The 24,626-nt window shown below is 67.4% G+C and carries 38 protein-coding genes; 1 reads left to right on the top strand and 37 read right to left on the bottom strand.

Annotated elements, in window-relative coordinates; all coding sequences use genetic code 11:
* Position 1 precedes the first annotated feature (1 nt).
* The 5 genes from ACIBLA_RS00570 to ACIBLA_RS00550 form a co-directional block, all read right to left on the bottom strand.
* Positions 2-208, bottom strand: a complete 207-nt coding sequence (locus tag ACIBLA_RS00570; RefSeq protein ID WP_363240206.1) for a hypothetical protein — start codon at positions 206-208, stop codon at positions 2-4.
* A gap of 123 nt (positions 209-331) precedes the next feature.
* Positions 332-1,690: a phosphoglucosamine mutase gene (glmM, locus tag ACIBLA_RS00565; protein WP_363240207.1), complete on the bottom strand. Its 1,359-nt coding sequence runs from the start codon at positions 1,688-1,690 to the stop codon at positions 332-334.
* A gap of 150 nt (positions 1,691-1,840) precedes the next feature.
* Positions 1,841-2,368, bottom strand: a complete 528-nt coding sequence (gene rpsI / locus ACIBLA_RS00560) for a 30S ribosomal protein S9 (RefSeq protein WP_363240208.1) — start codon at positions 2,366-2,368, stop codon at positions 1,841-1,843.
* 42 nt (positions 2,369-2,410) lie between these two features.
* Complete coding sequence (gene rplM, locus ACIBLA_RS00555; RefSeq protein WP_023539319.1) at positions 2,411-2,854, bottom strand: 50S ribosomal protein L13; 444 nt, start codon at positions 2,852-2,854, stop codon at positions 2,411-2,413.
* A gap of 276 nt (positions 2,855-3,130) precedes the next feature.
* A complete protein-coding gene (locus ACIBLA_RS00550) occupies positions 3,131-4,762 on the bottom strand; it encodes an ATP-binding cassette domain-containing protein (protein WP_363240288.1) in 1,632 nt (543 codons plus the stop codon).
* Between the two features lie 75 nt (positions 4,763-4,837).
* Here ACIBLA_RS00550 and ACIBLA_RS00545 point away from each other — a divergent pair, with 75 nt between their 5' ends.
* Complete coding sequence (locus ACIBLA_RS00545) at positions 4,838-5,722, top strand: hypothetical protein (protein WP_363240209.1); 885 nt, start codon at positions 4,838-4,840, stop codon at positions 5,720-5,722.
* Here ACIBLA_RS00545 and truA read toward each other — a convergent pair.
* The 32 genes from truA to ACIBLA_RS00385 form a co-directional block, all read right to left on the bottom strand.
* Positions 5,690-6,583, bottom strand: coding sequence for a tRNA pseudouridine(38-40) synthase TruA (gene truA, locus ACIBLA_RS00540; protein WP_363240210.1), 894 nt, complete (start codon positions 6,581-6,583; stop codon positions 5,690-5,692). The genes ACIBLA_RS00545 and truA overlap by 33 nt on opposite strands.
* A gap of 80 nt (positions 6,584-6,663) precedes the next feature.
* Positions 6,664-7,191: a 50S ribosomal protein L17 gene (rplQ, locus tag ACIBLA_RS00535; protein WP_363240211.1), complete on the bottom strand. Its 528-nt coding sequence runs from the start codon at positions 7,189-7,191 to the stop codon at positions 6,664-6,666.
* 80 nt (positions 7,192-7,271) lie between these two features.
* Positions 7,272-8,294 carry a DNA-directed RNA polymerase subunit alpha gene (locus ACIBLA_RS00530; RefSeq protein WP_003956430.1) on the bottom strand — a complete coding sequence of 341 codons (1,023 nt, stop codon included), beginning with the start codon at positions 8,292-8,294 and terminating at the stop codon, positions 7,272-7,274.
* A gap of 116 nt (positions 8,295-8,410) precedes the next feature.
* Positions 8,411-8,815 (bottom strand): 30S ribosomal protein S11, encoded by a 405-nt coding sequence (rpsK, locus tag ACIBLA_RS00525; RefSeq protein ID WP_003956432.1) that lies wholly within the window; start codon positions 8,813-8,815, stop codon positions 8,411-8,413.
* 64 nt (positions 8,816-8,879) lie between these two features.
* Positions 8,880-9,260, bottom strand: coding sequence for a 30S ribosomal protein S13 (gene rpsM, locus ACIBLA_RS00520; protein ID WP_363240212.1), 381 nt, complete (start codon positions 9,258-9,260; stop codon positions 8,880-8,882).
* A 180-nt stretch (positions 9,261-9,440) separates the two neighbouring features.
* The gene (rpmJ, locus tag ACIBLA_RS00515) at positions 9,441-9,554 is read right to left on the bottom strand and encodes a 50S ribosomal protein L36 (protein ID WP_003956441.1); all 114 of its coding nucleotides are present in this window, start codon (positions 9,552-9,554) and stop codon (positions 9,441-9,443) included.
* A gap of 56 nt (positions 9,555-9,610) precedes the next feature.
* Positions 9,611-9,832: a translation initiation factor IF-1 gene (gene infA / locus ACIBLA_RS00510; protein ID WP_003956442.1), complete on the bottom strand. Its 222-nt coding sequence runs from the start codon at positions 9,830-9,832 to the stop codon at positions 9,611-9,613.
* 194 nt (positions 9,833-10,026) lie between these two features.
* A complete protein-coding gene (map, locus tag ACIBLA_RS00505; RefSeq protein ID WP_363240289.1) occupies positions 10,027-10,863 on the bottom strand; it encodes a type I methionyl aminopeptidase in 837 nt (278 codons plus the stop codon).
* Between the two features lie 178 nt (positions 10,864-11,041).
* Positions 11,042-11,704 carry an adenylate kinase gene (locus tag ACIBLA_RS00500; RefSeq protein WP_363240213.1) on the bottom strand — a complete coding sequence of 221 codons (663 nt, stop codon included), beginning with the start codon at positions 11,702-11,704 and terminating at the stop codon, positions 11,042-11,044.
* Entirely contained in the window at positions 11,704-13,023 is a 1,320-nt protein-coding gene (gene secY, locus ACIBLA_RS00495) for a preprotein translocase subunit SecY (protein ID WP_078075536.1), read from the bottom strand. The genes ACIBLA_RS00500 and secY overlap by 1 nt, the downstream gene beginning before the upstream one ends.
* Positions 13,024-13,290: 267 nt before the next feature.
* Positions 13,291-13,746 (bottom strand): 50S ribosomal protein L15, encoded by a 456-nt coding sequence (gene rplO / locus ACIBLA_RS00490; RefSeq protein WP_023539328.1) that lies wholly within the window; start codon positions 13,744-13,746, stop codon positions 13,291-13,293.
* A 1-nt stretch (position 13,747) separates the two neighbouring features.
* Positions 13,748-13,930, bottom strand: coding sequence for a 50S ribosomal protein L30 (gene rpmD, locus ACIBLA_RS00485; RefSeq protein WP_041985698.1), 183 nt, complete (start codon positions 13,928-13,930; stop codon positions 13,748-13,750).
* Complete coding sequence (gene rpsE / locus ACIBLA_RS00480) at positions 13,930-14,532, bottom strand: 30S ribosomal protein S5 (protein ID WP_023539330.1); 603 nt, start codon at positions 14,530-14,532, stop codon at positions 13,930-13,932. The genes rpmD and rpsE overlap by 1 nt, the downstream gene beginning before the upstream one ends.
* Positions 14,533-14,578: 46 nt before the next feature.
* Positions 14,579-14,962: a 50S ribosomal protein L18 gene (rplR, locus tag ACIBLA_RS00475; RefSeq protein WP_363240214.1), complete on the bottom strand. Its 384-nt coding sequence runs from the start codon at positions 14,960-14,962 to the stop codon at positions 14,579-14,581.
* 2 nt (positions 14,963-14,964) lie between these two features.
* Positions 14,965-15,504: a 50S ribosomal protein L6 gene (gene rplF, locus ACIBLA_RS00470; protein WP_363240215.1), complete on the bottom strand. Its 540-nt coding sequence runs from the start codon at positions 15,502-15,504 to the stop codon at positions 14,965-14,967.
* A 21-nt stretch (positions 15,505-15,525) separates the two neighbouring features.
* On the bottom strand, positions 15,526-15,924 hold the full coding sequence (gene rpsH / locus ACIBLA_RS00465) for a 30S ribosomal protein S8 (protein WP_329463564.1): 399 nt from the start codon (positions 15,922-15,924) through the stop codon (positions 15,526-15,528).
* A 221-nt stretch (positions 15,925-16,145) separates the two neighbouring features.
* Positions 16,146-16,331 (bottom strand): type Z 30S ribosomal protein S14, encoded by a 186-nt coding sequence (locus ACIBLA_RS00460; protein ID WP_003948630.1) that lies wholly within the window; start codon positions 16,329-16,331, stop codon positions 16,146-16,148.
* Between the two features lie 2 nt (positions 16,332-16,333).
* Entirely contained in the window at positions 16,334-16,891 is a 558-nt protein-coding gene (gene rplE / locus ACIBLA_RS00455; RefSeq protein ID WP_330174136.1) for a 50S ribosomal protein L5, read from the bottom strand.
* Positions 16,891-17,214 carry a 50S ribosomal protein L24 gene (rplX, locus tag ACIBLA_RS00450; protein ID WP_114659657.1) on the bottom strand — a complete coding sequence of 108 codons (324 nt, stop codon included), beginning with the start codon at positions 17,212-17,214 and terminating at the stop codon, positions 16,891-16,893. The genes rplE and rplX overlap by 1 nt, the downstream gene beginning before the upstream one ends.
* 2 nt (positions 17,215-17,216) lie before the next feature.
* Entirely contained in the window at positions 17,217-17,585 is a 369-nt protein-coding gene (gene rplN, locus ACIBLA_RS00445; RefSeq protein ID WP_023539336.1) for a 50S ribosomal protein L14, read from the bottom strand.
* A gap of 117 nt (positions 17,586-17,702) precedes the next feature.
* Positions 17,703-17,993, bottom strand: coding sequence for a 30S ribosomal protein S17 (gene rpsQ, locus ACIBLA_RS00440; protein WP_078075544.1), 291 nt, complete (start codon positions 17,991-17,993; stop codon positions 17,703-17,705).
* Positions 17,993-18,217 carry a 50S ribosomal protein L29 gene (gene rpmC / locus ACIBLA_RS00435; protein WP_354607257.1) on the bottom strand — a complete coding sequence of 75 codons (225 nt, stop codon included), beginning with the start codon at positions 18,215-18,217 and terminating at the stop codon, positions 17,993-17,995. Before rpmC ends, rpsQ begins: the two co-directional genes overlap by 1 nt.
* Positions 18,217-18,636, bottom strand: a complete 420-nt coding sequence (rplP, locus tag ACIBLA_RS00430) for a 50S ribosomal protein L16 (RefSeq protein WP_023539339.1) — start codon at positions 18,634-18,636, stop codon at positions 18,217-18,219. Before rplP ends, rpmC begins: the two co-directional genes overlap by 1 nt.
* A 5-nt stretch (positions 18,637-18,641) precedes the next feature.
* Entirely contained in the window at positions 18,642-19,490 is an 849-nt protein-coding gene (gene rpsC / locus ACIBLA_RS00425; RefSeq protein ID WP_399197403.1) for a 30S ribosomal protein S3, read from the bottom strand.
* Positions 19,490-19,837 carry a 50S ribosomal protein L22 gene (gene rplV, locus ACIBLA_RS00420; RefSeq protein WP_147874529.1) on the bottom strand — a complete coding sequence of 116 codons (348 nt, stop codon included), beginning with the start codon at positions 19,835-19,837 and terminating at the stop codon, positions 19,490-19,492. The genes rpsC and rplV overlap by 1 nt, the downstream gene beginning before the upstream one ends.
* A 43-nt stretch (positions 19,838-19,880) precedes the next feature.
* Positions 19,881-20,162, bottom strand: coding sequence for a 30S ribosomal protein S19 (rpsS, locus tag ACIBLA_RS00415; RefSeq protein ID WP_356502578.1), 282 nt, complete (start codon positions 20,160-20,162; stop codon positions 19,881-19,883).
* Positions 20,163-20,174: 12 nt separating this feature from the next.
* Positions 20,175-21,011, bottom strand: a complete 837-nt coding sequence (rplB, locus tag ACIBLA_RS00410) for a 50S ribosomal protein L2 (protein WP_363240218.1) — start codon at positions 21,009-21,011, stop codon at positions 20,175-20,177.
* Positions 21,012-21,058: 47 nt separating this feature from the next.
* Positions 21,059-21,376 (bottom strand): 50S ribosomal protein L23, encoded by a 318-nt coding sequence (gene rplW, locus ACIBLA_RS00405; RefSeq protein WP_147874344.1) that lies wholly within the window; start codon positions 21,374-21,376, stop codon positions 21,059-21,061.
* Positions 21,376-22,038 carry a 50S ribosomal protein L4 gene (gene rplD / locus ACIBLA_RS00400; RefSeq protein ID WP_363240219.1) on the bottom strand — a complete coding sequence of 221 codons (663 nt, stop codon included), beginning with the start codon at positions 22,036-22,038 and terminating at the stop codon, positions 21,376-21,378. Before rplD ends, rplW begins: the two co-directional genes overlap by 1 nt.
* A gap of 4 nt (positions 22,039-22,042) precedes the next feature.
* Entirely contained in the window at positions 22,043-22,687 is a 645-nt protein-coding gene (gene rplC, locus ACIBLA_RS00395) for a 50S ribosomal protein L3 (protein ID WP_329383132.1), read from the bottom strand.
* A gap of 14 nt (positions 22,688-22,701) precedes the next feature.
* Positions 22,702-23,010, bottom strand: coding sequence for a 30S ribosomal protein S10 (rpsJ, locus tag ACIBLA_RS00390; RefSeq protein WP_003948644.1), 309 nt, complete (start codon positions 23,008-23,010; stop codon positions 22,702-22,704).
* 507 nt (positions 23,011-23,517) lie between these two features.
* A complete protein-coding gene (locus tag ACIBLA_RS00385; RefSeq protein WP_399197402.1) occupies positions 23,518-24,582 on the bottom strand; it encodes a cobalamin-independent methionine synthase II family protein in 1,065 nt (354 codons plus the stop codon).
* Between the last annotated feature and the right edge of the window lie 44 nt (positions 24,583-24,626).

The raw sequence follows: 24,626 nt of genomic DNA, 5'->3' as shown, positions 1-24,626 counted from the left end.
ATCAGCCCCGGGCGGCGGTACCGAACAGGAGCCGTTCACCCGCCCGTTGGGGGCTCACCGGGCGCTCCGGCGCCGCGTCCGGGAGGGGGAGCGGGTCACCGTCGCTCCGCTGTGCCCAGTACTCCAGCTCGGCCGGCTCGGCCGCCGGGAGGAGTACGCGAGGCTGCTCGTCCTGCGTGGTGATGCTGCGATCAGGGCGACCAGCCACCCGAAGTCCGCCACGACGTCTACGACCGCGCCCAGAAGGTCTGATCCAGGGAACTGACACGAGGAAGGGGGCCGGCAATCCGGCCCCCACCTCCCCCACCTCAACTCCCGTACCCCAACTCCCCTACCCCAGCGCCGACTTCACCACGTCCGCCAGCCGCCCCGCGACCGCCCGCGCCTGTTCGATGTCGGCCGCCTCCACCATCACCCGTACCAGCGGCTCCGTACCCGACGACCGCAGCAGCACCCGGCCCGTCGACCCGAGCTGCTGCTCGGCCTCCGCCACCGCCGCCGCCAGCTCCGCCGACGTCGTGACCCGCGACTTGTCCACATCCGGCACATTGATCAGCACCTGCGGCAGCCGCCGCATCACACCCGCCAGGTCCGCCAGCGAACGGCCCGTGCTCGCCACGCGCGCCGCCAGCATCAGGCCCGTCAGCGTGCCGTCGCCGGTCGTCGCGTGGTCGAGGACGATGACGTGCCCGGACTGCTCGCCGCCCAGCGCGTAACCGTGCTCCTTCATCGACTCCAGTACGTAACGGTCGCCAACGGCCGTCTGTACGAGGGTGATGCCCTCACGCTCCATCGCGATCTTGAAGCCGAGGTTGGACATGACCGTGCCCACGACCGCGTCACCGCGCAGCGTGCCCGCCTCGCGCATCGCGAGCGCCAGCACGGCGAGAATCTGGTCGCCGTCGACCTCCTCGCCCGCCGCGTCCACGGCGAGGCAGCGGTCGGCGTCGCCGTCGTGCGCGATGCCGAGGTCCGCGCCGTGCTCGACGACCGCGGCCTTCAGCAGCTCCAGATGGGTGGAGCCGCAGCCGTCGTTGATGTTCAGGCCGTCCGGCTCCGCGCCGATCGTGACGATCTCGGCGCCGGCGCGCGTGAACGCCTCCGGCGACACGCGGGCGGCGGCGCCGTGCGCCTCGTCCAGGACGACCTTGAGCCCGTCGAGCCGGTTCGGCAGCACCCCGATCAGATGCGCGACGTACTGGTCGAAGCCCTCGTCGTAGGTACGGACCCGGCCCACGCCCGCACCGGTCGGCCGCTCCCACGGGGCACCCGTGCGGTGCTCGTCATAAACGGCCTCGATCCGGTCCTCCAGCTCGTCGGCCAGCTTGTGACCGCCGCGCGCGAAGAACTTCACGCCGTTGTCCGGCATGGCGTTGTGGCTCGCGGAGAGCATCACGCCGAGGTCGGCGCCCAGCGCACCGGTGAGATACGCCACCGCGGGGGTGGGCAGCACACCGACGCGCAGGACGTCCACGCCCGCGCTCGCGAGACCCGCGACCACCGCGGCCTCCAGGAACTCACCCGACGCACGGGGATCGCGCCCGACCACCGCCGTCGGCCGATGGCCCTCGAACGTGCCCGCCTCGGCGAGTACATGTGCCGCCGCGACCGAGAGGCCGAGCGTCAGCTCCGCCGTCAGATCCGCGTTGGCGATACCGCGCACGCCGTCCGTGCCGAAGAGTCGTCCCACAGCTGTCCCTCCGAAAAGTGCTCAGGTTGTTGCCCCGAAGAGCCCGGAAAACGAACGCCCCGGCAGCACAGAGTGCCGCCGGGGCGAACATATGCCATACATACGCCGTGAAGCCGTAAGGGCCATGGCGTGGTAAGGCCGAGCGAGCGTTTAGCGCTTGCTGTACTGCGGCGCCTTGCGGGCCTTCTTCAGACCGGCCTTCTTACGCTCGACCGCACGGTCGTCGCGGCTCAGGAAGCCGGCCTTCTTCAGCGGACCGCGGTTGTTGTCGACGTCCGCCTCGTTCAGCGAACGGGCCACACCGAGGCGCAGGGCGCCGGCCTGGCCGGAGACGCCGCCACCCGAGATACGGGCGATGACGTCGTAGCGGTTGTCCAGCTCAAGCACCTTGAAGGGCTCGTTGACAGCCTGCTGGTGGACCTTGTTCGGGAAGTAGTCCTCAAGCGTACGCCCGTTGATCTTCCACTTGCCGGTGCCCGGAACGATCCGGACGCGGGCGATGGCGTTCTTACGACGGCCCAGGCCGGCGGCCGGCTGGGGGTCGCCGAAGCGGGAGGCCAGCGACTCGGAGGTGTACTCGCCCTCGACGGGGGTCTCCGACTCGAAAGTCGTCACCTCGGCGAAGGTCTCCTCGCCCTCGGGGGCGTCGACGGGGGTCTCTGCAGTGGTCTCGGCCACGATGTTCCTCAGATTTCTTTTCGTCTTAGGCGGTGGCCGGAATTACTGCGCGACCTGGGTGATCTCGAACGGGACCGGCTGCTGAGCGGCGTGCGGGTGCTGGTCCCCCGCGTAGACCTTCAGCTTCGAGAGCATCTGACGGCCCAGGGTGTTCTTGGGGATCATGCCCTTGATGGCCTTCTCCACGGCCTTCTCGGGGTTCTTGGCCAGCAGCTCGTCGTAGCGGACGGAACGCAGACCACCCGGGTAGCCGGAGTGGCGGTACGCCATCTTCTGGGTCTTCTTGTTGCCGGACAGGTGGACCTTGTCGGCGTTGATGATGACGACGAAGTCGCCCATGTCCATGTGAGGGGCGTAGATCGGCTTGTGCTTGCCCCGGAGGAGGTTCGCTGCCGTAGTCGCCAGACGGCCCAGGACGATGTCCTGCGCGTCGATGATGTGCCACTGGCGCGTGACATCGCCGGGCTTGGGGCTGTACGTACGCACGGTCGTAGCCTTCGCTTCTTCAGTGAGTGGGTCCTGACAAGGCCACCCGGACGATCACGACAGCCCTGGCAGACATACGGGGACGCAACCCGTGCCTGCCGCTGGATCATCGGCCCGGTGGACCGGCGTAAGGGCCTCTCACGTGAGAATGAACAAGCCAATACGCATAACGAACCAGAAGGATACCCAGGGTGCGCCGTACGGGTCAAAACGAGGACGCCGCCCGGGGTTCGGCCCCGGACCCCGGACCTCGAACGCCGGACGGGCTGGAAAAGATCACCGCGCCCGCGCCACCCGCCGCTCGTCCCACACCGGCTCCACCGACTCCCGCACCACCCCGTCCGAACCGAACACCAGATACCGGTCGAAGCTCCTCGCGAACCACCGGTCATGCGTAACCGCCAGCACCGTCCCCTCGTACGCCTCCAGCCCGTCCTGCAACGCCTCCGCCGACTCCAGGTCCAAGTTGTCCGTCGGCTCGTCCAGCAACAGCGCCGTCGTCCCGCCCAGCTCCAGCAGCAGGATCTGGAAGCGCGCCTGCTGCCCGCCCGACAGCTTGTCGAACGGCTGGTCCCCCTGCCGCTCCAGCTCGTACCGCCGCAGCACGCTCATCGCGCCGCCCCGGTCCTTCGCGTGCTCGGTCCACAGGATGTCGACCAGGGGCCGCCCCAGCAGCTCCGGATGCGCGTGCGTCTGCGCGAAGTGGCCGGGCACGACACGCGCGCCCAGCTTCCACTCCCCCGTGTGCGCGACCGACGTGTCGCCCGCGAGCAGCCGCAGGAAGTGCGACTTGCCGGAGCCGTTCGACCCGAGGACCGCGACCCGCTCGCCGTAGTAGATCTCCAGCGAGAACGGCTTCATCAGCCCGGTCAGCTCCAGATCGGTGCACGTCACCGCCCGCACCCCGGTCCGGCCGCCCTTGAGCCGCATCCGGATCTCCTGCTCGCGCGGCGGCTCGGGGGGCGGCCCGGCGTCCTCGAACTTCTTGAAGCGCGTCTGCATCGCCCGGTAGCGCGACGCCATGTCGGGGCTGATCGCCGCCTGCTGCCGCAGCCGGTGCACCAGCGCCTTCAGCCGCGCGTGCTCCTCGTCCCAGCGCCGCTTCAGCTCCTCGAAGCGCGCGAAACGCTCGCGCCGGGCCTCGTGGTACGTACCGAAACCGGCGCCGTGCACCCACACGTCCGACCCGGCCGGGCTCGGCTCCACGCTGACGATCTTCTCCGCCGCCCTGGCCAGCAGCTCCCGGTCGTGGGAGACGAACAGCACCGTCTTACGGGTCTCCCCCAGCCGCTCCTCCAGCCATCGCTTCCCCGGCACGTCGAGATAGTTGTCCGGCTCGTCCAGCAGCAGGACCTCGTCGGGCCCGCGCAGCAGCGCCTCCAGCACCAGCCGCTTCTGCTCGCCGCCCGACAGCGTGGTCAGCGCGCGGAACTGCGCCTTCTCGTACGGGACACCCAGCGCGGCCGTCGTGCACACGTCCCACAGGGTCTCGGCCTCGTACCCGCGCGCCTCCGCCCAGTCGCTGAGCGCCTGCGCGTACCGCATCTGCGCGGCCTCGTCGTCGACCGTCATGATCAGGTGCTCGGCCTCGTCCACCGCGCGGGCCGCCTCGCGGATCCGCGGCTGCGCGACCGAGACCAGCAGGTCACGGACCGTACGGTCGTCGCGCACCGAGCCCACGAACTGCGGCATGACGCCGAGCCCGCCGCTGACGGTCACCGTGCCGCCGTGCGGCTGCAGCTCCCCCGCGATCAGCCGCAGCAGCGTCGTCTTCCCCGCGCCGTTGGCACCCACGAGCGCCACGACGGCGCCCTCGCCCACCCGGAACGAGGCGTCGCCGAGGAGCACCCGCCCGTCCGGAAGGTAGTACTCAAGGTGCGCGGCCTCCAGATGTCCCATGCCTCGCATTGTCACCGCCAAGGTCCCACTCTCCAACCGAATTCCGCTTACGGCGGCGGCCGGGTCCGGCGGTAAACTCCCGCCATGAGCTTTGGTCAAGGGGGGCCTTACGGGCCGCCCCCACAGGGGCCGTACGGACCGAGTGACCCGCAGGGGCAGACACCGGACTGGGCCGCGCTCGCCGACGCCTCGGCACAGCGGACCCGCCGCAGGCGGTGGATGCTGATCGGCGGCGGTGTGCTGGCGACCGCCGCCGTCGCGGCGATCGTCGCGACGGCCGTCGTGTCCATGAACGGCGACGGCGGGGACCGGGCGAACGACAAGAACGCGAGCGACCTGCCCGCGGCGCCCGGCCTGCCCAGCGAGAGCGCCGAGCCCGAGCCGTCCTTCTCCGACGCGGTGCCGCTGCCGCCGCCGGACCCGATGGACTTCATCTCCACCGAGGACAAGGACACGGCGCCGCTCAGCGCCGACACCCTCTTCCCCGGCTCGAAGCTGACGAAGGGCGACCGCGACTACACCAAGGGCGCGACGAACCGCACCACGAACTGCGCGGGCGCGACCCAGGGCGCCCTCGGCTCGATCCTCGCCGCCAACACCTGCGACCAGGTCATCCGCGCGACGTACACCCGCGGCGACACGGCGGTGACCGTCGGCGTCGCCGTCTTCTCCACGGAGACGCAGGCGCTGAAGGCGAAGAAGGAGGCGCGCGGCGGTCTGGCGTCGCTCTCCGGGTCGGGTGTCGAGACGTTCTGCCGGGGCGGCACGATCTGCCGCAAGACCACCAACTCCATCGGCCGGTACGTGTACTTCACGGTCGGCGGCTTCACCAACGGCAAGGACGTCGTCAAGAGCGACAAGGACGTCTACACCATCGGCGACGACGTCGCGGAGTTCACCTTCCTCCAGATCCGCGAGCGCGGCGAGACCCAGGCGTCAGCAGCAGCCACCGCACCCGTCGAGGACTGACGCCGTGGTGCCGGCGGCCGGCAGGGTCCGCTTGTTGCGGGCCAGCCGGTTGCGCGCGGCGAGCTGGTCGTCGGCCGGGTAGCCGACCTCCTCCAGGGTGAGGCCGTGCGGCCGTACGACATGGACGGCCGAGTCCCGTACCCCGGCGGCCAGCACCTTCGCGGGCCACTCCACGGGCCGGTGCCCGTCGCCGACGAACAACAGCGCGCCGACGAGCGAGCGCACCATGTTGTGGCAGAAGGCATCGGCCCGCACGGTCGCGGTGACGACGCCGTGCGCGTCCCGCTCCCAGTCCAGCCGCTGGAGGGTGCGGATCGTCGTCGCGCCCTCGCGGCGCTTGCAGTACGCGGCGAAGTCGTGCTCGCCGAGCAGCCCGGCCGATGCCGCGTTCATCGCGTCCACGTCCAACGCCCAGTCGTGCCACAGGACATGGCTGCGCAGCAGCGGGTCGACGCCTCCCGGATCGTCGGTGACCCGGTAGGCGTACCGCCGCCAGATCGCCGAGAAACGGGCGTTGAAGCCCTCGGGCGCCTCCTCGACCCTCCACACCCGTACGTCGTGCGCGAGGCGCCCCGCGAGGCGCCTCAGCAGCTTCTCCCGGTGCTCGGCCCACAGCTCGGCGGGCAGATCGACGTGCGCGACCTGCCCGCGGGCGTGCACGCCCGCGTCCGTACGCCCCGCGACGGTCAGGTCGTACGTCCGCGCCGACCGCGTCACGACCTTCAGCGCGTCCTCGATGTCCCCCTGGACGGTCCGCCGGGTGGCCTGCCGCGCCCAGCCGGAGAAGTCCTTCCCGTCGTAACTCAGATCGAGCCGCACCCGTACGAACCCGGGCGCCGCACCCTCGATGTCCTCACTCACCCGCAGCTCCTCTCGAAACGGGACGGGCCCGCACCGCCCCTACGGGGAGATGCGGGCCCGTCCTGCGACCTGGAAAACGGTCAGGCGTCCTTGGACTCGTCCTTGGATTCGTCCGTGGACTCCGCCTCGACCGGCTTGGCGTCCTCGACGGGGGCGTCCTCCTTGGCGAGGGCGTCCTTCTTGAGGGCGTCTTCCTTGACGGCGCGCTTCGTCGCGGCCTCGGCCTCACCGGTGGCCTTCTGCGCCACGGTCAGGGCCTCGACCAGCTCGATGACCGCCATCGGGGCGTTGTCGCCACGACGGGGGCCGATCTTGGTGATGCGGGTGTAGCCACCGGGGCGGTTCTCGTAACGCGGAGCGATCTCGGTGAACAGCGTGTGCACGATGCTCTTGTCCGTGATCGTCTGGAGAACGAGGCGACGGTTGTGGATGTCGCCCTTCTTCGCCTTGGTGACCAGACGCTCGGCGACCGGACGCAGCCGGCGGGCCTTGGCCTCGGTCGTCGTGATCTTGCCGTGCTCGAACAGCGCCTTCGCGAGGTTCGCGAGAAGCAGCCGCTCGTGCGCGGCGCTGCCGCCCAGACGGGCACCCTTGGCGGGCTTCGGCATGGTGTTACTCCTTCATATCTGCACCGGCCGTATCAGGTACCGGTGTCAGTTCCCCGCAGACGGTCGTCCACGGAAAGGCTTCAGTACTGCTCGGTCTCCACGAACCCGGCGTCCGCGTCGTCGTCCGCGCCGAACGCGTCCGCCGCGGCCGTCGGGTCGAATCCGGGCGGGCTGTCCTTCAGGGCCAGGCCCATGCCGGCCAGCTTCGCCTTGACCTCGTCGATCGACTTGGCGCCGAAGTTGCGGATGTCGAGCAGGTCCGCCTCGGACCGCGCCACCAGCTCACCCACGGAGTGGATGCCCTCGCGCTTGAGGCAGTTGTACGACCGAACGGTGAGCTCAAGCTCCTCGATCGGCAGGGCGAGATCGGCGGCGAGCGCCGCGTCCGTCGGCGACGGGCCCATGTCGATGCCCTCGGCGTCGATGTTGAGCTCGCGCGCCAGACCGAACAGCTCGACCAGGGTCTTACCGGCGGACGCCATGGCGTCACGCGGGCGCATGGCCTGCTTGGTCTCGACGTCGACGATCAGCTTGTCGAAGTCGGTGCGCTGCTCGACACGGGTCGCCTCGACCTTGTACGTGACCTTGAGCACCGGCGAGTAGATGGAGTCGACCGGGATACGGCCGATCTCCTGGCCCACCTGCTTGTTCTGCACGGCGGAGACGTAGCCGCGACCGCGCTCGACGGTCAGCTCCATCTCCAGCTTGCCCTTGCCGTTCAGCGTCGCCAGGACGAGGTCCGGGTTGTGGACCTCGACACCGGCCGGGGGCGCGATGTCGGCGGCGGTGACCAGGCCGGGGCCCTGCTTGCGCAGGTACATCACGACCGGCTCGTCGTGCTCCGAGGAGACGACGAGCTGCTTGATGTTGAGGATGAGGTCGGTGACGTCCTCCTTGACGCCCGGCACGGTGGTGAACTCGTGCAGGACCCCGTCGATCCGGATGCTGGTGACAGCGGCTCCGGGGATCGAGGAGAGGAGCGTACGACGCAGAGAGTTACCGAGCGTGTAGCCGAAACCCGGCTCCAGGGGCTCGATCACGAACCGCGAGCGGTATTCGTCGACGACCTCTTCGGTCAGCGACGGACGCTGAGCGATAAGCATGGAATTGCCTCCAGTCTTGGCACCCGCTATTTGATGCCAACAGAACAAGGGTACGGGCGGTACGGGACGAAGGCCCCGTACCGCCCGCGATCCGCACCCTCAGGGGGTGCGAAGAATCAAACGCGGCGACGCTTCGGGGGGCGGCAGCCGTTGTGCGGGGTGGGGGTGACGTCCTGGATCGAGCCCACCTCCAGGCCGGTGGCCTGGAGCGAGCGGATCGCGGTCTCACGGCCGGAGCCGGGACCCTTGACGAAGACGTCGACCTTGCGCATGCCGTGCTCCTGCGCGCGGCGGGCGGCCGACTCGGCGGCCATCTGCGCGGCGAAGGGGGTGGACTTGCGCGAGCCCTTGAAGCCGACGTGGCCGGCGGAGGCCCAGGAGATCACGTTGCCCGAGGGGTCCGTGATCGAGACGATGGTGTTGTTGAACGTGCTCTTGATGTGGGCGTGCCCGTGAGCGACGTTCTTCTTTTCCTTGCGGCGCACCTTCTTGGCAGCGCCCTGACGACCCTTGGGGGGCATCTATTACTCCTACGGGAGGTGGTCGGTCCTACAGCGAAGACCGCTGATGAGCGTCCGCTGAGGACTACTTCTTGCCCGGCTTCTTCTTGCCGGCGATGGCGCGACGCGGACCCTTGCGGGTACGGGCGTTCGTGCTCGTGCGCTGGCCGTGGACCGGCAGGCCGCGACGGTGGCGCAGACCCTGGTAGCTGCCGATCTCGACCTTGCGGCGGATGTCGGCCTGGATCTCGCGACGGAGGTCACCCTCGGTCTTGAGGTTGTTGTCCACGTACTCACGGATCTTGACGAGGTCTTCCTCGGCAAGGTCGCGGACGCGGACGTTGGGGTCGACGCCGGTGGCGGCGAGGGTCTCCTTGGACCGGGTGCGCCCGATGCCGAAGACATAGGTGAGGGCGACCTCGACGCGCTTTTCGCGCGGGAGGTCAACGCCTGCGAGGCGTGCCATGCATGGCTCCTGGGTGATTTCGGAGGTCTTCCGCAGTGACTCTCCCGGACGTTCTCTCCGGGTCTCCGGCCTCCGCCGGGGGTGTCGGCGCCATCAGCTGGTGCGGATGACGTCGGACACTGCGTATATACGTTTTCGCTCGCGTCGCGCGAAGTACTGCGAGAGGCAGGGGGTCGTGCGTCAGCCCTGGCGCTGCTTGTGGCGCAGGTTGTCGCAGATGACCATGACCCGGCCGTGACGGCGGATCACCTTGCACTTGTCGCAGATCTTCTTGACGCTCGGCTTGACCTTCATGGTGTGAGGTTCTCCGGGTCAGTGCCGGCACCCCGTGAGGCGGGGTGAGGCAAGATCTACTTGTATCGGTAGACGATCCGGCCACGCGTCAGGTCGTAGGGAGACAGCTCCACCACGACCCGGTCATCAGGGAGGATCCGGATGTAGTGCATCCGCATCTTGCCGCTGATGTGCGCGAGGACCTTGTGACCGTTCTGGAGCTCCACCTTGAACATGGCGTTCGGGAGGGACTCGATCACGGTGCCCTCAATTTCGATGGCACCTTGCTTCTTGGCCACGCTTCGCCCTTCGAATCGGCTACCTTGATCGATTCTGGACACCGTATGTGGGCACACGGATACACCAGAGCCGACGAGTCAGTCTACGGCAGGGCCCTCGAAAAGACGAATCCGTTGAGTTTGCCCACGCTCGGAGATCGTCAATCCTTGGACACCCCGGTGCGCCCCATACGGCTCACCCCAAAGGCCGCCGATCACCCCAGCGGATCCGGCGCCGCCGTGACGCCCAGCTCCGCCAGCTTCGCCTTACCGCCGTCGACCGCCGTCAACACCAGGGGGCCGTCCTCCGTCAGCGCGACCGAGTGCTCCCAGTGCGAGGACCAGGTGCCGTCGGTCGTGATGACCGTCCACTCGTCGGCCAGGACCTCCGTCTGCGCCGTGCCGAGCGACACCATCGGCTCGATCGCCAGGCAGAAGCCGGGCACCAGCTTCGGGCCCTTGCCGCGCTTGCGTGAGACGTAGTTCAGCAGGTGCGGGTCCATATGCATCTGGCTGCCGATGCCGTGCCCGCCGTAGTCCTCGACGATGCCGTACTTCCCGCCGCCCGGCTTCGGCTGGCGGCGGATGTACGTCTCGATCGCCCGCGACACGTCGACCAGCCGGTTACCGAGCCGCATCGCGGCGATCCCCGCCCACATCGACTCCTCCGTCACGCGGGACAGCTCGATCAGCTCCGGTGCGTGACCGTCGCCGACGAACGCGGTGAAGGCCGCGTCGCCGTGCCAGCCGTCCACGATCGCGCCGGCGTCGACGGAGATGATGTCGCCGTCCTTCAGCACGGTCTTGGTGTCCGGGATCCCGTGCACCACGACCTCGTTGACCGAGGTGCAGATCGTCGCGGGGAACCCGCCGTAGCCAAGGAAGTTGGGCTTCGCGCCGTGGTCGGCGAGGACCTTGCGCGCGACCTCGTCCAGGTCCTTCGTGGTGGCGCCGGGTACCGCGGCCTCGCCGGTGGCCGCGTGGATCGCGGCCACGACCAGCCCCGCCTCACGCATCTTCGCGATCTGCTCGGGGGTCTTGATCTCCACCATGCCGGCGGCCTGCCTCACTCGGTCGATGAATCGCTGGGTCGGTCAATTGTCGTCGTCCGCGGCGCTCGCGGCGGGACATCCACGGTAGTCCCCGGACAGCAGTACGGCCGTGGTGCCCCATCGGGGGCGCCCCGGCCGTATCACTGTGCCGTACTTGATGAAGCGCGGTGAACCGGACCTATGCGGCCCGGCCCCCTTCCTCCAGAGCCGCCATCGCGCGCTTGGTCACCTCGGCGACCTTGCCCAGCGCGGAGATGGTGACCACAAGGCCCTGCTCACGGTAGTGGTCGATGATCGGCTCGGTCTGCGTGTGGTAGACCTCCAGCCGCGTGCGGACCGTCTCCTCGGAGTCGTCGTCCCGCTGGTACAGCTCGCCGCCGCACACGTCGCACACGCCCTGCTCCTCCGGCGGGCTGTATGTGACGTGGAAGACGTGCGAGCTGTCGTTGCGGCAGATGCGCCGACCGGCGATCCGCTTGACCACTTCGTCCTCGTCGACCTCCAGATCCAGCACGGCGTCCAGGTGCAACCCCTCGGCCGTGAGCGCCTTGTCGAGCGCTTCGGCCTGCGAGACGTTGCGGGGAAAGCCGTCCAGAAGGAAGCCGTTCGTGGCGTCCGGCTGCCCCATCCGATCCAGCGCCATCGCGATGGTGACCTCGTCGGGAACCAGGTTCCCGACGTCCATGTAGCTCTTCGCCTGCTTGCCGAGGTCGGTGCCCTGGCTGATGTTGGCGCGGAAGAGGTCACCTGTGGAGATGTGCGGAATGGAGAGGTTCTCGGCGAGGTACGCAGCCTGCGTTCCCTTGCCGGCACCGGGCGGTCCGACGAGGACGATTCGCATCAGCGGAGGAACCCTTCGTAATTACGCTGCTGGAGCTGGCTCTCGATCTGCTTCACGGTCTCCAGACCCACACCCACGATGATCAGGATGCTTGTCCCGCCGAACGGGAAGTTCTGGTTCGCGCCACCGAAGCCTGCCAACGCCATCGTTGGTACGAGAGCGATCAACCCCAGGTACAGCGAGCCCGGCCAAGTGATCCGGTTGAGTACGTAACTCAGATACTCGGCAGTAGGTCGACCTGCCCGGATGCCCGGGATGAAGCCACCATACTTCTTCATGTTGTCCGCGACTTCTTCGGGGTTGAACGTGATCGCCACGTAGAAGAAGGCGAAGAACACGACCAGTACGAAGTAGGTCGCGATGTAGTACGGGTGGTCACCCTTGATGAAGTGGGCTTCGATCCAGGTCTTCCAGCCGGACTGCGAGCTGGAGAACTGCGCGATCAGCGCCGGGATGTAGAGCAGCGACGACGCGAAGATGACGGGAATCACACCCGCCTGGTTGACCTTCAGCGGGATGTACGTGGACGTACCGCCGTAGGACCTGCGCCCGATCATGCGCTTCGCGTACTGGACGGGGATCCGGCGCTGAGCCTGCTCGACGAAGACGACCAGTCCCACCATCACGAAGCCGATGAGAATGACCGTGCCGAACTCGATCCAGCCCTGAGCGAGCTTGCCGCTCTCCTTGATGGCCCACAGCGCGCCGGGGAAGCCGGCGGCGATGGAGATGAACATCAGGATGGACATGCCGTTGCCGATGCCCTTGTCGGTGATCATCTCACCGAGCCACATGACGGCGGCCGTACCGGCGGTCATCGTGATGACCATCGTGACGGTGATGAAGATCGACTGGTCGGGGACGATCTCCGAGGCGACCGGGCAGCCGCTGAAGAGCGCGCCGCTGCGGGCGGTCGCCACCAGGCCGGTGCCCTGGAGCACCGCGAGGGCGACTGTCAGGTATCGGGTGTACTGGGTGATCTTGGCCTGACCGGACTGCCCTTCCTTCTTGAGGGCTTCGAGTCGGGGGATGACCACAGTCAGCAGCTGCAGGATGATGCTTGCCGTGATGTACGGCATGATGCCGAGCGCGAAGATCGTAATCTGCAGCAGCGCTCCGCCGCTGAACATGTTCACCAGCCCGAACAGGCTGTTGTTGCCCTTCTGCGCTGCGTCGACGCACGTCTGGACATTCTCGTAACTGACGCCGGGTACGGGGATGTGCGCCCCGAACCGGTACAGCACGATGATGAACAGCGTGAAGAGCAGCTTCTTGCGCAGGTCGGGCGTCTTGAACGCCCGGGCGAACGCGGTGAGCACGGTGCCTCCTGCGACCCCCGCGCTCGCGCGTCAAGGGTGACGGTCTTGAGGATCGACGGATACATATCAGGCAAAAAGCCACGCGCCCACCCCTGCGGAGAGTCCGCGTGGCTCGGGGTCCGGGGGCGGACCCCCGGGGTTCAATACAGCAACAGTGCACGCCACCTTACCGGCGTACCTGCCCCCCTAGGAACGACCAACCGGGGATGCCCCTTTTGAGAGGCATCCCCGGTCGGGTGTTCAGTCCATCAACTTGTCCGAGACGTGTCAGACAAGCTCGGTGACGGAGCCGCCCGCGGCGGCAATCTTCTCCTTGGCGGAGCCGGAAGCGGCGTCAACCGAAACCGTCAGTGCCACGGAGATCTCGCCCTGGCCCAGGACCTTGACGAGGCTGTTCTTGCGGACCGCACCCTTGTCGACCAGATCGGCCACCGTGACCTCGCCACCCTGCGGGTAGAGCTCGGCCAGCTTGTCCAGGTTCACGACCTGGTACTCGGTACGGAACGGGTTCTTGAAGCCCTTGAGCTTCGGGAGACGCATGTGGAGGGGCATCTGCCCGCCCTCGAAGCGCTCCGGAACCTGGTAACGGGCCTTGGTGCCCTTGGTGCCACGACCCGCGGTCTTGCCCTTGGACGCCTCGCCACGGCCCACACGGGTCTTGGCGGTCTTGGCTCCGGGGGCAGGACGGAGGTTGTGGACCTTCAGCGGCTTCTGCTCCGCCATGTCAGTCGACCTCCTCAACCGTCACGAGGTGCCGCACGGTGTTGGCCATGCCGCGGAACTCGGGACGGTCCTCCTTGACAACCACGTCGTTGAGCCGCTTGAGGCCCAGCGAACGAAGGGTGTCGCGGTGGTTCTGCTTGCTGCCGATGTACGACTTCGTCTGCGTGATCTTGAGACGGGCCATCACGCACCCGCTCCCGCACGCGCACGAAGCAGAGCCGCGGGGGCGACGTCCTCAAGGGGCAGACCGCGGCGGGCCGCGATCTCCTCGGGACGCTGCAGACCCTGGAGGGCCGCCACGGTCGCGTGCACGATGTTGATCGGGTTCGACGAACCGAGCGACTTCGACAGGATGTCGTGGACGCCGGCGCACTCAAGCACGGCACGCACCGGGCCACCGGCGATAACGCCGGTACCGGGGGACGCGGGCTTGAGCAGGACGACGCCAGCCGCCTTCTCACCCTGGATCGGGTGCGGGATGGTGCCCTGGATACGGGGGACCTTGAAGAAGTGCTTCTTGGCCTCCTCAACACCCTTGGCGATGGCGGCCGGCACCTCCTTGGCCTTGCCGTAACCGACACCCACGGTGCCGTCACCGTCGCCCACCACGACCAGCGCGGTGAAGCTGAAGCGACGACCACCCTTCACGACCTTGGCGACACGGTTGATCGCGACGACACGCTCGACGTACGCGGTCTTCTCGGCGGCAGCGCCACCGTCACGGCCCTTCCGGTCCCGCCGCTCGCCGCCACCGGCACCGCTTCCGCGGCGCTGGGGTCCAGCCATTGGATTTACCTCTCTCTGTTACGTCCGCTAGCTCCGGAACCGGGGCTTAGAACTTCAGCCCGGCTTCACGGGCGGCGTCAGCCAGAGCGGCAATCCGCCCGGCGTACTGGTTGCCACCACGGTCGAACACGACAGCCTCGATACCGGCGGCCTTGGCGCGCTCGGCGACCAGGGCACCCACCTGCTGTGCCTGGGCGCTCTTGTCACCGTCGCCGCTGCGGATCGACGTGTCCAGGCTCGACGCCGAAGCGAGCGTGTGGCCCGCGATGTCGTCGATGACCTGGGCCACCATGTGGCGGTTGGAACGCGTCACAACGAGCCGGGGGCGGACCTGCGTGCCCGAGACCTTCTTGCGTACGCGGATGTGACGGCGCTTGATGGCAGCGGCCTTGTAGGCCTTGCCCTTGGCGATTTTTACACCGTATGCCATGGCTACTTACCCGCCTTTCCGACCTTGCGGCGGATGACCTCGCCGGCGTACTTGACGCCCTTGGCCTTGTACGGGTCGGGCTTCCGCAGCTTCCGGATGTTCGCCGCGACCTCGCCGACCTTCTGCTTGTCGATGCCCTCGACACTGAGCTTCGTCGGGGACTCCACCTTGAAGGTGATGCCCTCGGGGGCCTCGACGACGATCGGGTGGCTGTATCCGAGCGCGAACTCCAGGTTGGAGCCCTTCGCCTGGACGCGGTAACCGACACCACTGATTTCGAGCGCCTTGCTGTATCCCTGGGTCACACCGGTGATCATGTTCGCCACCAGCGTGCGGGACAGGCCGTGCAGGGCCTTGTTCTGACGCTCGTCGTTCGGGCGCAGCACCTGGAGGGTGCCGTCGTCGCCCTTGGAGACCTCGATCGGCGCTGCGACGGTGTGCGAGAGGGAACCCTTGGGGCCCTTCACCGCGACCGTACGGCCGTCGATGGTGACGTCCACACCGGTGGGAACCTGGATGGGGAGCTTGCCGATTCGCGACATGAGCTTTTCCTCCGTTCCCGACTACCAGACGTAGGCGAGGACTTCCCCACCTACGCCCTTCTTGCCTGCCTGCTGGCCGGTCAGAAGACCGTGGGACGTGGAGATGATCGCCACGCCCAGGCCGCCGAGCACCTTGGGCAGGTTGGTGGACTTGGCATACACGCGCAGACCCGGCTTGGAGATGCGCTTGATGCCGGCGATCGAACGCTCGCGGTTCGGGCCGAACTTCAGCTCAAGGGTGAGGTTCTTGCCGACCTCGGCGTCCTCGACCTTCCAGCCGGTGATGAAGCCCTCCTGCTGGAGGATCTCCGCGATGTGCGACTTGATCTTGCTGTGCGGCATCACGACGGTGTCGTGATATGCCGAGTTCGCGTTACGCAGACGCGTGAGCATGTCTGCGATGGGATCAGTCATGGTCATGAATTGGCCTTCGGCCTCTCTCGCCGGGGTTTCCTGTATGCGCCATCCCTCTCCCCGCTCAAGGCGGGACGGGTGCGGTGCGGGGACCTACGGCGTAGTAAGTTTCGGGCGACGGACGCCCAACCCCCCAAGCCTACGGCATGAGGAGCGGGGCTTCCGCCGACCAGTTGCTTACCGAGAGCGTCTGGTTGGTTCCGTACCGGTTCGTGTGAACCGGGGAATTACCAGGAGCTCTTGGTGACGCCCGGCAGCTCGCCGCGGTGTGCCATCTCACGAAGGCAGACACGGCAGAGACCGAACTTGCGGTAGACGGAGTGGGGGCGCCCGCAGCGCTGGCAGCGGGTGTAACCGCGCACGCCGAACTTCGGCTTGCGGGCGGCCTTAGCGATCAGAGCCTTCTTCGCCACGGTCAGTTCTCCTTGAACGGGAAGCCGAGGTGACGAAGGAGGGCACGACCCTCGTCGTCGTTGGTCGCCGTGGTCACCACGGTGATGTCCATGCCCCGGACCCGGTCGATCTTGTCCTGGTCGATCTCGTGGAACATGACCTGCTCCGTGAGACCGAAGGTGTAGTTGCCACGGCCGTCGAACTGCTTGGGCGACAGGCCGCGGAAGTCACGGATACGCGGCAGCGCGAGCGACAGCGTACGGTCCAGGAACTCCCACATGCGGTCACCGCGGAGGGTGACGTGGCAGCCGATCGGCTGCCCCTCGCGCAGCTTGAACTGCGCGATCGACTTGCGGGCCTTGGTCACGGCCGGCTTCTGGCCGGTGATCGTGGTGAGGTCCTTGATGGCACCCTCGATCAGCTTGGAGTCGCGGGCGGCGTCGCCCACACCCATGTTGACCACGATCTTGACGAGACCGGGGACCTGCATGACGTTCTCCAGGGAGAACTCCTCACGCAGCTTGCCGGCGATCTCCTCGCGGTAACGCGTCTTGAGGCGCGGCGCAGTGGTGGTCGTCATCAGATGTCCTCACCGGTCCGCTTGGCAACGCGGATCTTGTTGCCCTCGTCGTCAAACCGGTAGCCGACGCGGGTGACGACCTTCTTGCCGTCCTTCTCCACGACCAGCTGAACGTTGCTGACGTGGACAGGCGCTTCGGTCGTCACGATGCCGCCGGTCTGCGAACCACGAGCGGTCTGGCCGGCCTTGGTGTGCTTCTTGACCCGGTTGACACCCTCGACGAGGACGCGGTCCTGCGTGGGGTAGGCCACGATGACCTTGCCCTGCTTGCCCTTGTCCTTACCGGTGATGACCTGAACCAGGTCGCCCTTCTTGATCTTCATGCTTACAGCACCTCCGGCGCGAGCGAGATGATCTTCATGAACTTCTTCTCGCGCAGCTCACGGCCCACCGGGCCGAAGATACGGGTGCCACGAGGGTCGCCGTCGTTCTTCAGAATGACGGCGGCGTTCTCGTCGAAGCGGATGTACGAGCCGTCCTGGCGGCGGCGCTCCTTCACGGTGCGAACGATGACCGCCTTGATGACGTCACCCTTCTTCACGTTGCCACCGGGGATCGCGTCCTTGACGGTGGCGACGATGACGTCACCGATACCCGCGTAGCGGCGACCCGAGCCACCGAGAACACGGATGCAAAGGATCTCCTTGGCACCAGTGTTGTCGGCGACACGCAGTCGCGACTCCTGCTGGATCACGTCTATCTCCTGATCGTCTGCCGGTTCCCGGTGGGGGCCGTGATGTACGTACGGCCCCCACCGAGCCTGGCGGAACTACTCCTAGGGAATGCCCTCGGAGGGATTACTCGGCCTGGATTACTTGGCCTTCTCAAGGATCTCGACGATGCGCCAACGCTTCGTCGCGGACAGCGGCCGGGTCTCCATGAGGAGGACACGGTCGCCGATCCCGGCGGCGTTCTGCTCGTCGTGCGCCTTGAGCTTGTTCGTACGGCGGATGACCTTGCCGTACAGGGCGTGCTTCACACGGTCCTCGACAGCGACGACGACGGTCTTGTCCATCTTGTCGCTGACGACCAGACCCTCGCGGGTCTTGCGGAATCCGCGCTCGCTCTTCTCGGTCGTCTCAGTCACGTTGCTCTCAGTCATCAGGCGCTCTCCACCGTCTCGATGCCCAGCTCGCGCTCACGCATCAGGGTGTAGATCCGCGCGATGTCCTTCCGGACCAGCTTCAGCCGGCCGTGGTTCTCAAGCTGGCCGGTCGCCGCCTGGAAGCGGAGGTTGAACAGCTCTTCCTTGGCCTCGCGAAGCTTGTCGACAAGCTCCTCGCTGCCCAGTTCACGCAGCTCGGACGCCTTGGTAACCGCCGCCATCACGACTCACCTGCCTCGCGCCGAACGATGCGGCACTTCATCGGAAGCTTGTGGGCGGCGCGGGTGAGCGCCTCCTTGGCAACCTTCTCGTTCGGGTAGGACAGCTCGAACATCACCCGACCGGGCTTGACGTTCGCGATCCACCACTCGGGAGAACCCTTACCGGAACCCATGCGGGTCTCGGCGGGCTTCTTCGTGAGGGGACGGTCCGGGTAGATGTTGATCCAGACCTTGCCGCCACGCTTGATGTGACGGGTCATCGCGATACGAGCGGCCTCGATCTGACGGTTCGTCACGTACGCCGGGGTCAGCGCCTGGATGCCGTACTCGCCGAACGCAACCTGCGTGCCACCCTTGGACATACCGCTGCGCTTCGGGTGGTGCTGCTTGCGGTGCTTGACCCTACGAGGGATCAGCATGTCGGTCAGGCCTCCGTTCCGCCGGTAGAAGAGGGCGCGGCCTCAGCGGCCGGAGCAGCCGTCGCGTCAGCCTTGGGGGCCTCGGCGCCGGGAGCCTGCTGCGGCTTGCGGCCACGTCCGCCACGCTCGCCACCGCGGCCACCGCGGCCGGCGGGACGGTCGCTGCCGCCACCACGGGCCGGACGGTTGCCCGCGCGCGCCGCGGCGTTCTCGGCGCGCACCTCGGCGATGTTCTTGACGTCGCCCTTGTAGATCCAGACCTTCACACCGATACGGCCGAAGGTCGTCTTGGCCTCGAAGAAGCCGTAGTCGACGTTGGCACGGAGCGTGTGCAGGGGCACGCGGCCCTCGCGGTAGAACTCCGAGCGCGACATCTCGGCGCCGCCGAGGCGGCCACCGCACTGGATCTTGATGCCCTTGGCGCCGGCCTTCATCGTCGACTGCATGCTCTTACGCATGGCGCGACGGAAGGAGACACGCGAGGACAACTGCTCGGCGACGGCCTGGGCCACCAGCTGAGCGTCCACCTCGGGGTTCTTGACCTCAAGGATGTTCAGCTGGACCTGCTTGCCGGTCAGCTTCTCCAGCTCGCCGCGGATGCGGTCGGCCTCGGCGCCTCGGCGGCCGATGACGATGCCCGGACGTGCGGTGTGGATGTCCACGCGGACGCGGTCACGGGTGCGCTCGATCTCCACCTTGGAGATACCGGCACGCTCCATCCCCTTCGTCATCATGCGACGAATGGCGACGTCTTCCTTGACGTAGTCCTTGTACAGCTTGTCGGCATACCAGCGGGACTTGAAGTCCGTGGTGATACCGAGCCGGAACCCATGCGGGTTAACCTTCTGGCCCATTACCGGGTTCCTTCCTTGCTGCTGACGACCACGGTGATGTGGCTGGTCCGCTTACGGATCCGGTAGGCACGGCCCTGGGCACGCGGCCGGAACCGCTTCAGGGTCGGACCCTCGTCCACGTACGCCTCGCTGATGACCAGCGAAGTGGCGTCTGGGTGGTCGTAGTTGTGCGCGGCGTTGGCAATGGCGCTGTCCAGCACCTTGCCGACCGGCACGCTCGCGGCCTGCGGGGCGAAACGCAGGACCGCCTGAGCCTCCGTGGCGTCCATGCCACGGATGAGGTCCACCACGCGGCGGGCCTTCATGGGCGTGACGCGGATGTACCGCGCCTGGGCCCTGGCTTCCATGGTTGTCCCTTCGGTGTAAGTCATAGTCGTTTCCACCCCGCGGTTAGCGGCGCTTCGACTTCCGGTCGTCCTTGACGTGGCCGCGGAAGGTGCGAGTCGGCGAGAACTCGCCGAGCTTGTGGCCGACCATGGACTCGGTGACGAACACCGGGACATGGATCTTGCCGTTGTGCACCGCGATGGTGTGACCCAGCATTGCCGGGGTGATCATCGAGCGACGGGACCAGGTCTTGATGACGTTCTTGGTGCCAGCTTCGTTCTGGACGTCCACCTTCTTGATGAGGTGGCCGTCGACGAAGGGCCCCTTCTTGAGACTGCGCGGCATCTAAACCCGCTCCTAGCGCTTCTTGTTCGTCTTGCGGCGGCGGACGATGTACTTGTTGCTCGCCTTCTTCGGCGAACGCGTACGACCTTCCTTCTGACCCCACGGGCTGACCGGGTGGCGACCACCGGAGGTCTTGCCCTCACCACCACCGTGCGGGTGGTCAACGGGGTTCATGGCGACACCGCGGACGGTCGGGCGGACGCCCTTCCAGCGCATACGGCCGGCCTTGCCCCAGTTGATGTTCGACTGCTCGGCGTTGCCGACCTCGCCGATGGTGGCGCGGCAGCGGGCGTCGACCAGCCGGATCTCTCCGGACGGCATACGAAGGTGGGCCATGGAGCCCTCCTTCGCCAGCAGCTGTACGGAAGTGCCCGCGGAACGGGCGAACTTCGCGCCGCCGCCGGGACGCAGCTCGATGGCGTGGATGGTCGTACCGACCGGGATGTTGCGCAGCGCCAGGTTGTTGCCGGGCTTGATGTCGGCGGACGGGCCGTTCTCGACACGGCTGCCCTGCGTCAGGCCACGCGGCGCGAGAATGTAGCGCTTCTCGCCGTCCGCGTAGTGCAGGAGCGCGATGCGCGCGGTGCGGTTCGGGTCGTACTCGATGTGCGCGACCTTGGCCGGCACGCCGTCCTTGTCGTGACGACGAAAATCAATCACTCGGAAGGCGCGCTTGTGGCCGCCGCCCTGGTGGCGAACGGTCACACGACCGGCGTTGTTACGGCCGCCCTTGCTGTGCAGGGGGCGGACCAGCGACTTCTCCGGCGTGGACCGCGTGATCTCGACAAAGTCGGCGACGCTGGAGCCACGACGGCCCGGGGTCGTCGGCTTGTACTTGCGGATTCCCATTTCTCAGTCCTCGGAATATTCCGGACTTCGATTCGATCCGACTCCCGTTAGGAAGTCGGGCCGCCGAAGATGTCGATACGGTCGCCCTCTGCGAGGGTCACGATGGCGCGCTTGGTGTCAGCGCGCTTGCCGAAACCGGTGCGGGTGCGCTTGCGCTTGCCCTGCCGGTTGATCGTGTTGACCCCGGTGACCTTGACCGAGAAGACCGCCTCGACGGCCTGCTTGATCTGGGTCTTGTTGGAGCCGGGCGCGACGATGAACGTGTACTTGTTCTCGTCGAGCAGCGCGTAGCTCTTCTCGGACACCACGGGCTTGACGAGAACGTCACGCGGGTCCGTGAAGGTCTTGCTGGTGATCTCGGCCATCAGGCTTCGCTCCCCTCGGTCTCGGCAGTCTGTCGCGCAGCCCCGCCGGACACGAAGGACTCGAAGGCGGCCTTGGTGAAGACCACGTCGTCGGAGACAAGCACGTCGTACGTGTTGAGCTGTCCCGGGTCCAGCAGGTGGACCTCGGGGAGGTTGCGCGCGGACAGCCACGCGGCCTCGTCGCTCCGCTCGACGACCAGGAGCACGTGCTTGCGCTCGCTGACCTTGCCGAGCAGGGTCTTGGCGGCCTTGGTGGACGCCACGCCCTCGACCACGTCGGAGACGACGTGGATACGAGCGTTGCGGGCCCGGTCGGTGAGGGCTCCGCGCAGGGCGGCGACCTTCATCTTCTTCGGGGTCCGCTGCGAGTAGTCACGCGGGGTGGGGCCGTGTACGACGCCACCGCCGGCGAACTGCGGCGCACGGGTCGAACCCTGGCGGGCGCGGCCGGTGCCCTTCTGGCGGTAAGGCTTCTTGCCACCACCGCGGACCTCGCCACGGCGCTTGACCTTGTGCGTGCCCTGACGGGCGGCGGCCAGCTGCGCGACGACGACCTGGTGGATCAGCGGGATGCTGACCTTGGCGTCGAAGATCTCGGCCGGGAGCTCTACGGTCCCGGACTTGTCGCCCGAGGGCGACATGATGTCAATGGTGCTGCTCATGTCTTCAGGCCCCCTTCGCCGCGGTGCGGACCAGGACGAGGCCGCCGTTCGGACCGGGGACCGCGCCCTTGATGAGGAGCAGGCCCTTCTCCGCGTCAACGGCGTGAACGGTCAGGTTCTGGGTGGTGACCCGCTCGTTGCCCATGCGGCCCGCCATGCGGAGGCCCTTGAACACACGGCCCGGAGTGGCGCAGCCACCGATGGAGCCGGGAGAGCGGTGCTTGCGCTGGGTTCCGTGACCGGCGCCGAGGCCCTTGAAGTTGTGACGCTTCATGACACCGGCGAAGCCCTTGCCCTTGCTCTTGCCCGTGACGTCGACCTTGACGCCGGACTCGAACGCGGCAGCGGTGATCTCCTGGCCGAGCGTGTACTCGCCGGCGTCGGAGGTGCGGAGCTCCACCAGGTGGCGGCGGGGGGTCACGTCGGCCTTGGCGAAGTGACCCTTGAGGGGCTTGTTCACCTTGCGCGGGTCGATCTCGCCGAAGGCGATCTGGACCGACTCGTAGCCGTCGGAGTCATTCGTACGGACCTGGGTAACGACGCAGGGTCCGGCCTTGACCACGGTCACCGGGACGACACGGTTGTTCTCGTCCCAGACCTGGGTCATGCCGAGCTTCTCGCCCAGGACACCCTTGATCTGCTTTGCCATCTCTTCCGCGCCTCTCAGAGCTTGATCTCGATGTCGACGCCGGCCGGAAGGTCCAGGCGCATCAACGAGTCAACGGTCTTGGGCGTCGGGTCGAGGATGTCGATCAGGCGCTTGTGCGTGCGCATCTCGAAGTGCTCGCGCGAGTCCTTGTACTTGTGCGGCGACTTGATGACGCAGTACACGTTCTTCTCAGTGGGCAGCGGCACCGGGCCCGCGACCGACGCACCAGTGCGAGTCACCGTCTCGACGATCTTCTTCGCCGAAGAGTCGATGACCTCGTGGTCGTAGGCCTTGAGCCGGATGCGGATCTTCTGTCCCGCCATGGCTACTCAGTAGTCCTGTTCTCTCAAACGCTCTGGCCCCCGGGCGGGCTGTGCACTGCTCTCTACCGACCCACGCGGTCGGGCGTGTCGCATTCCCTCTACGTAAGAATCCCGAAGGATTTCCCTGCCAAGGGGTTGCGGGCCCATACAGACCGCGAGACCGGGGACGAACGCCCACCGGGTGCCTGGCCGGTACCCCGCTGACACTTCCCGGAAGATTCCCGTACGTCCGTCCCAGCGCTGCCGTGAGAGGCAGATGGGCCGACGAGTACTGTGGGACTCGCTTCCGGTCCTCCCGGCGGGAGGCGCGCAGCATCGGCACTCAACCGAGCAACCTGTGCAGTGTGCCATATGGCCCAGAGCCCTGGCCAATCGCGGCCGGAGAGCGTACCCCACGGGGGGACGTCCGAACCGCGCGGCTGACGCGGAAGGCGTGACCGGCCATGACTGCGCTCACGCGGGAGGGCCGCCCCGTCCGCGTCCGGGACGGCCCCCGTCGGCGTTCATTCAGAGGCCGAGACTCTCCGAAGCCATCGCCGTGCCCTGGACACGGGCCGCGATCTTGGCGAAGGCGAGGTCACGCGAGGTCGAGCTGTCGTCCGCGAAGGGCGAGAACCCGCAGTCGTCGCAGGTGCCGAGCCGGTCGGCCGGGATGTACTCGGCGGCGAGCAGGACGCGGTCACGGACCTGCTCGGGGGTCTCCACCTTGGGGTCGATCGGGTCGACGACGCCGACGAACAGCCGCTGGTCCGGCCCGAGATTCTGGGCGGCGATCTCCAGCACACGGCGCGGGTCGGCCTCGCTGGCGAGCTGGATGTAGACGCGCCCCGCCTGAATCCTGAACAGGTCGGGCAGCAGCTCGGCGTAGTCCACGTCGAGGCTGTGGGTGGAGTCCTGGTCGCCGCCGGGGCAGGTGTGAATGCCGATACGAGCCCGCTCCTCGGCCGAAAAGCGTTCCAGCAGGCGGTTGTTGAGGTCGACGAAGGAACGCAGGAGTCCCTTGCCCGGGTCGAGCTTCACCGAGAGTCGCCCCTCGGTGAAGTCGAGTTGCACCACGTGCGCGCCCGCGTCCAGACAACCGCGCACGTCCGCCTCGGCCTGGTCGATCAGGTCGTCCAGGAACTGGTCGCGGCTGTATCCCGGCAGCCCCTCAGCCGGATAGAGAAGACTGAGCGCGGACGGCGCGATCACCGCCTGCTTGACGGGCACGGTCGCATGCTCCTGAGCGGCACGCAGATACCGCTCGGCGTGCACCGCGTAACGGAACGGCCCCGAGGCCAGCCGGGGCAGCTGTCGGGTGTGCCCGTCCTCGAACGGAATGGTGACCCCGTCGGGGGCGAGCTGGTCCGAGCCCTCCAGCGGATAGGTGACGAAGCTCGACTTGGTCTGCTCGCCGTCCGTGACGACCGGGGAACCGGTCGCTTCGAGCCGTTTGATCGTGTCGCGCAGCGAGGCGTCGGCCACCACCGCGAGATCGTCGTCGGAGAGGGTCCCGGCACCGTGTGCCGCCCAGGCGCTGACCAGCTCGGGCGGCCTGGGGATGCTGCCAATTTGCTCCGTCAGAAGACTCATGGTAATGACGCTAGCAACGCGAAACTCCCGTGGCCGGACACTTC

The sequence above is a fragment of the Streptomyces sp. NPDC050433 genome (genome assembly GCF_044458565.1).
In the GTDB taxonomy this organism is placed as follows: domain Bacteria; phylum Actinomycetota; class Actinomycetes; order Streptomycetales; family Streptomycetaceae; genus Streptomyces.
This window is presented reverse-complemented; position numbering and strand designations above follow the sequence as displayed.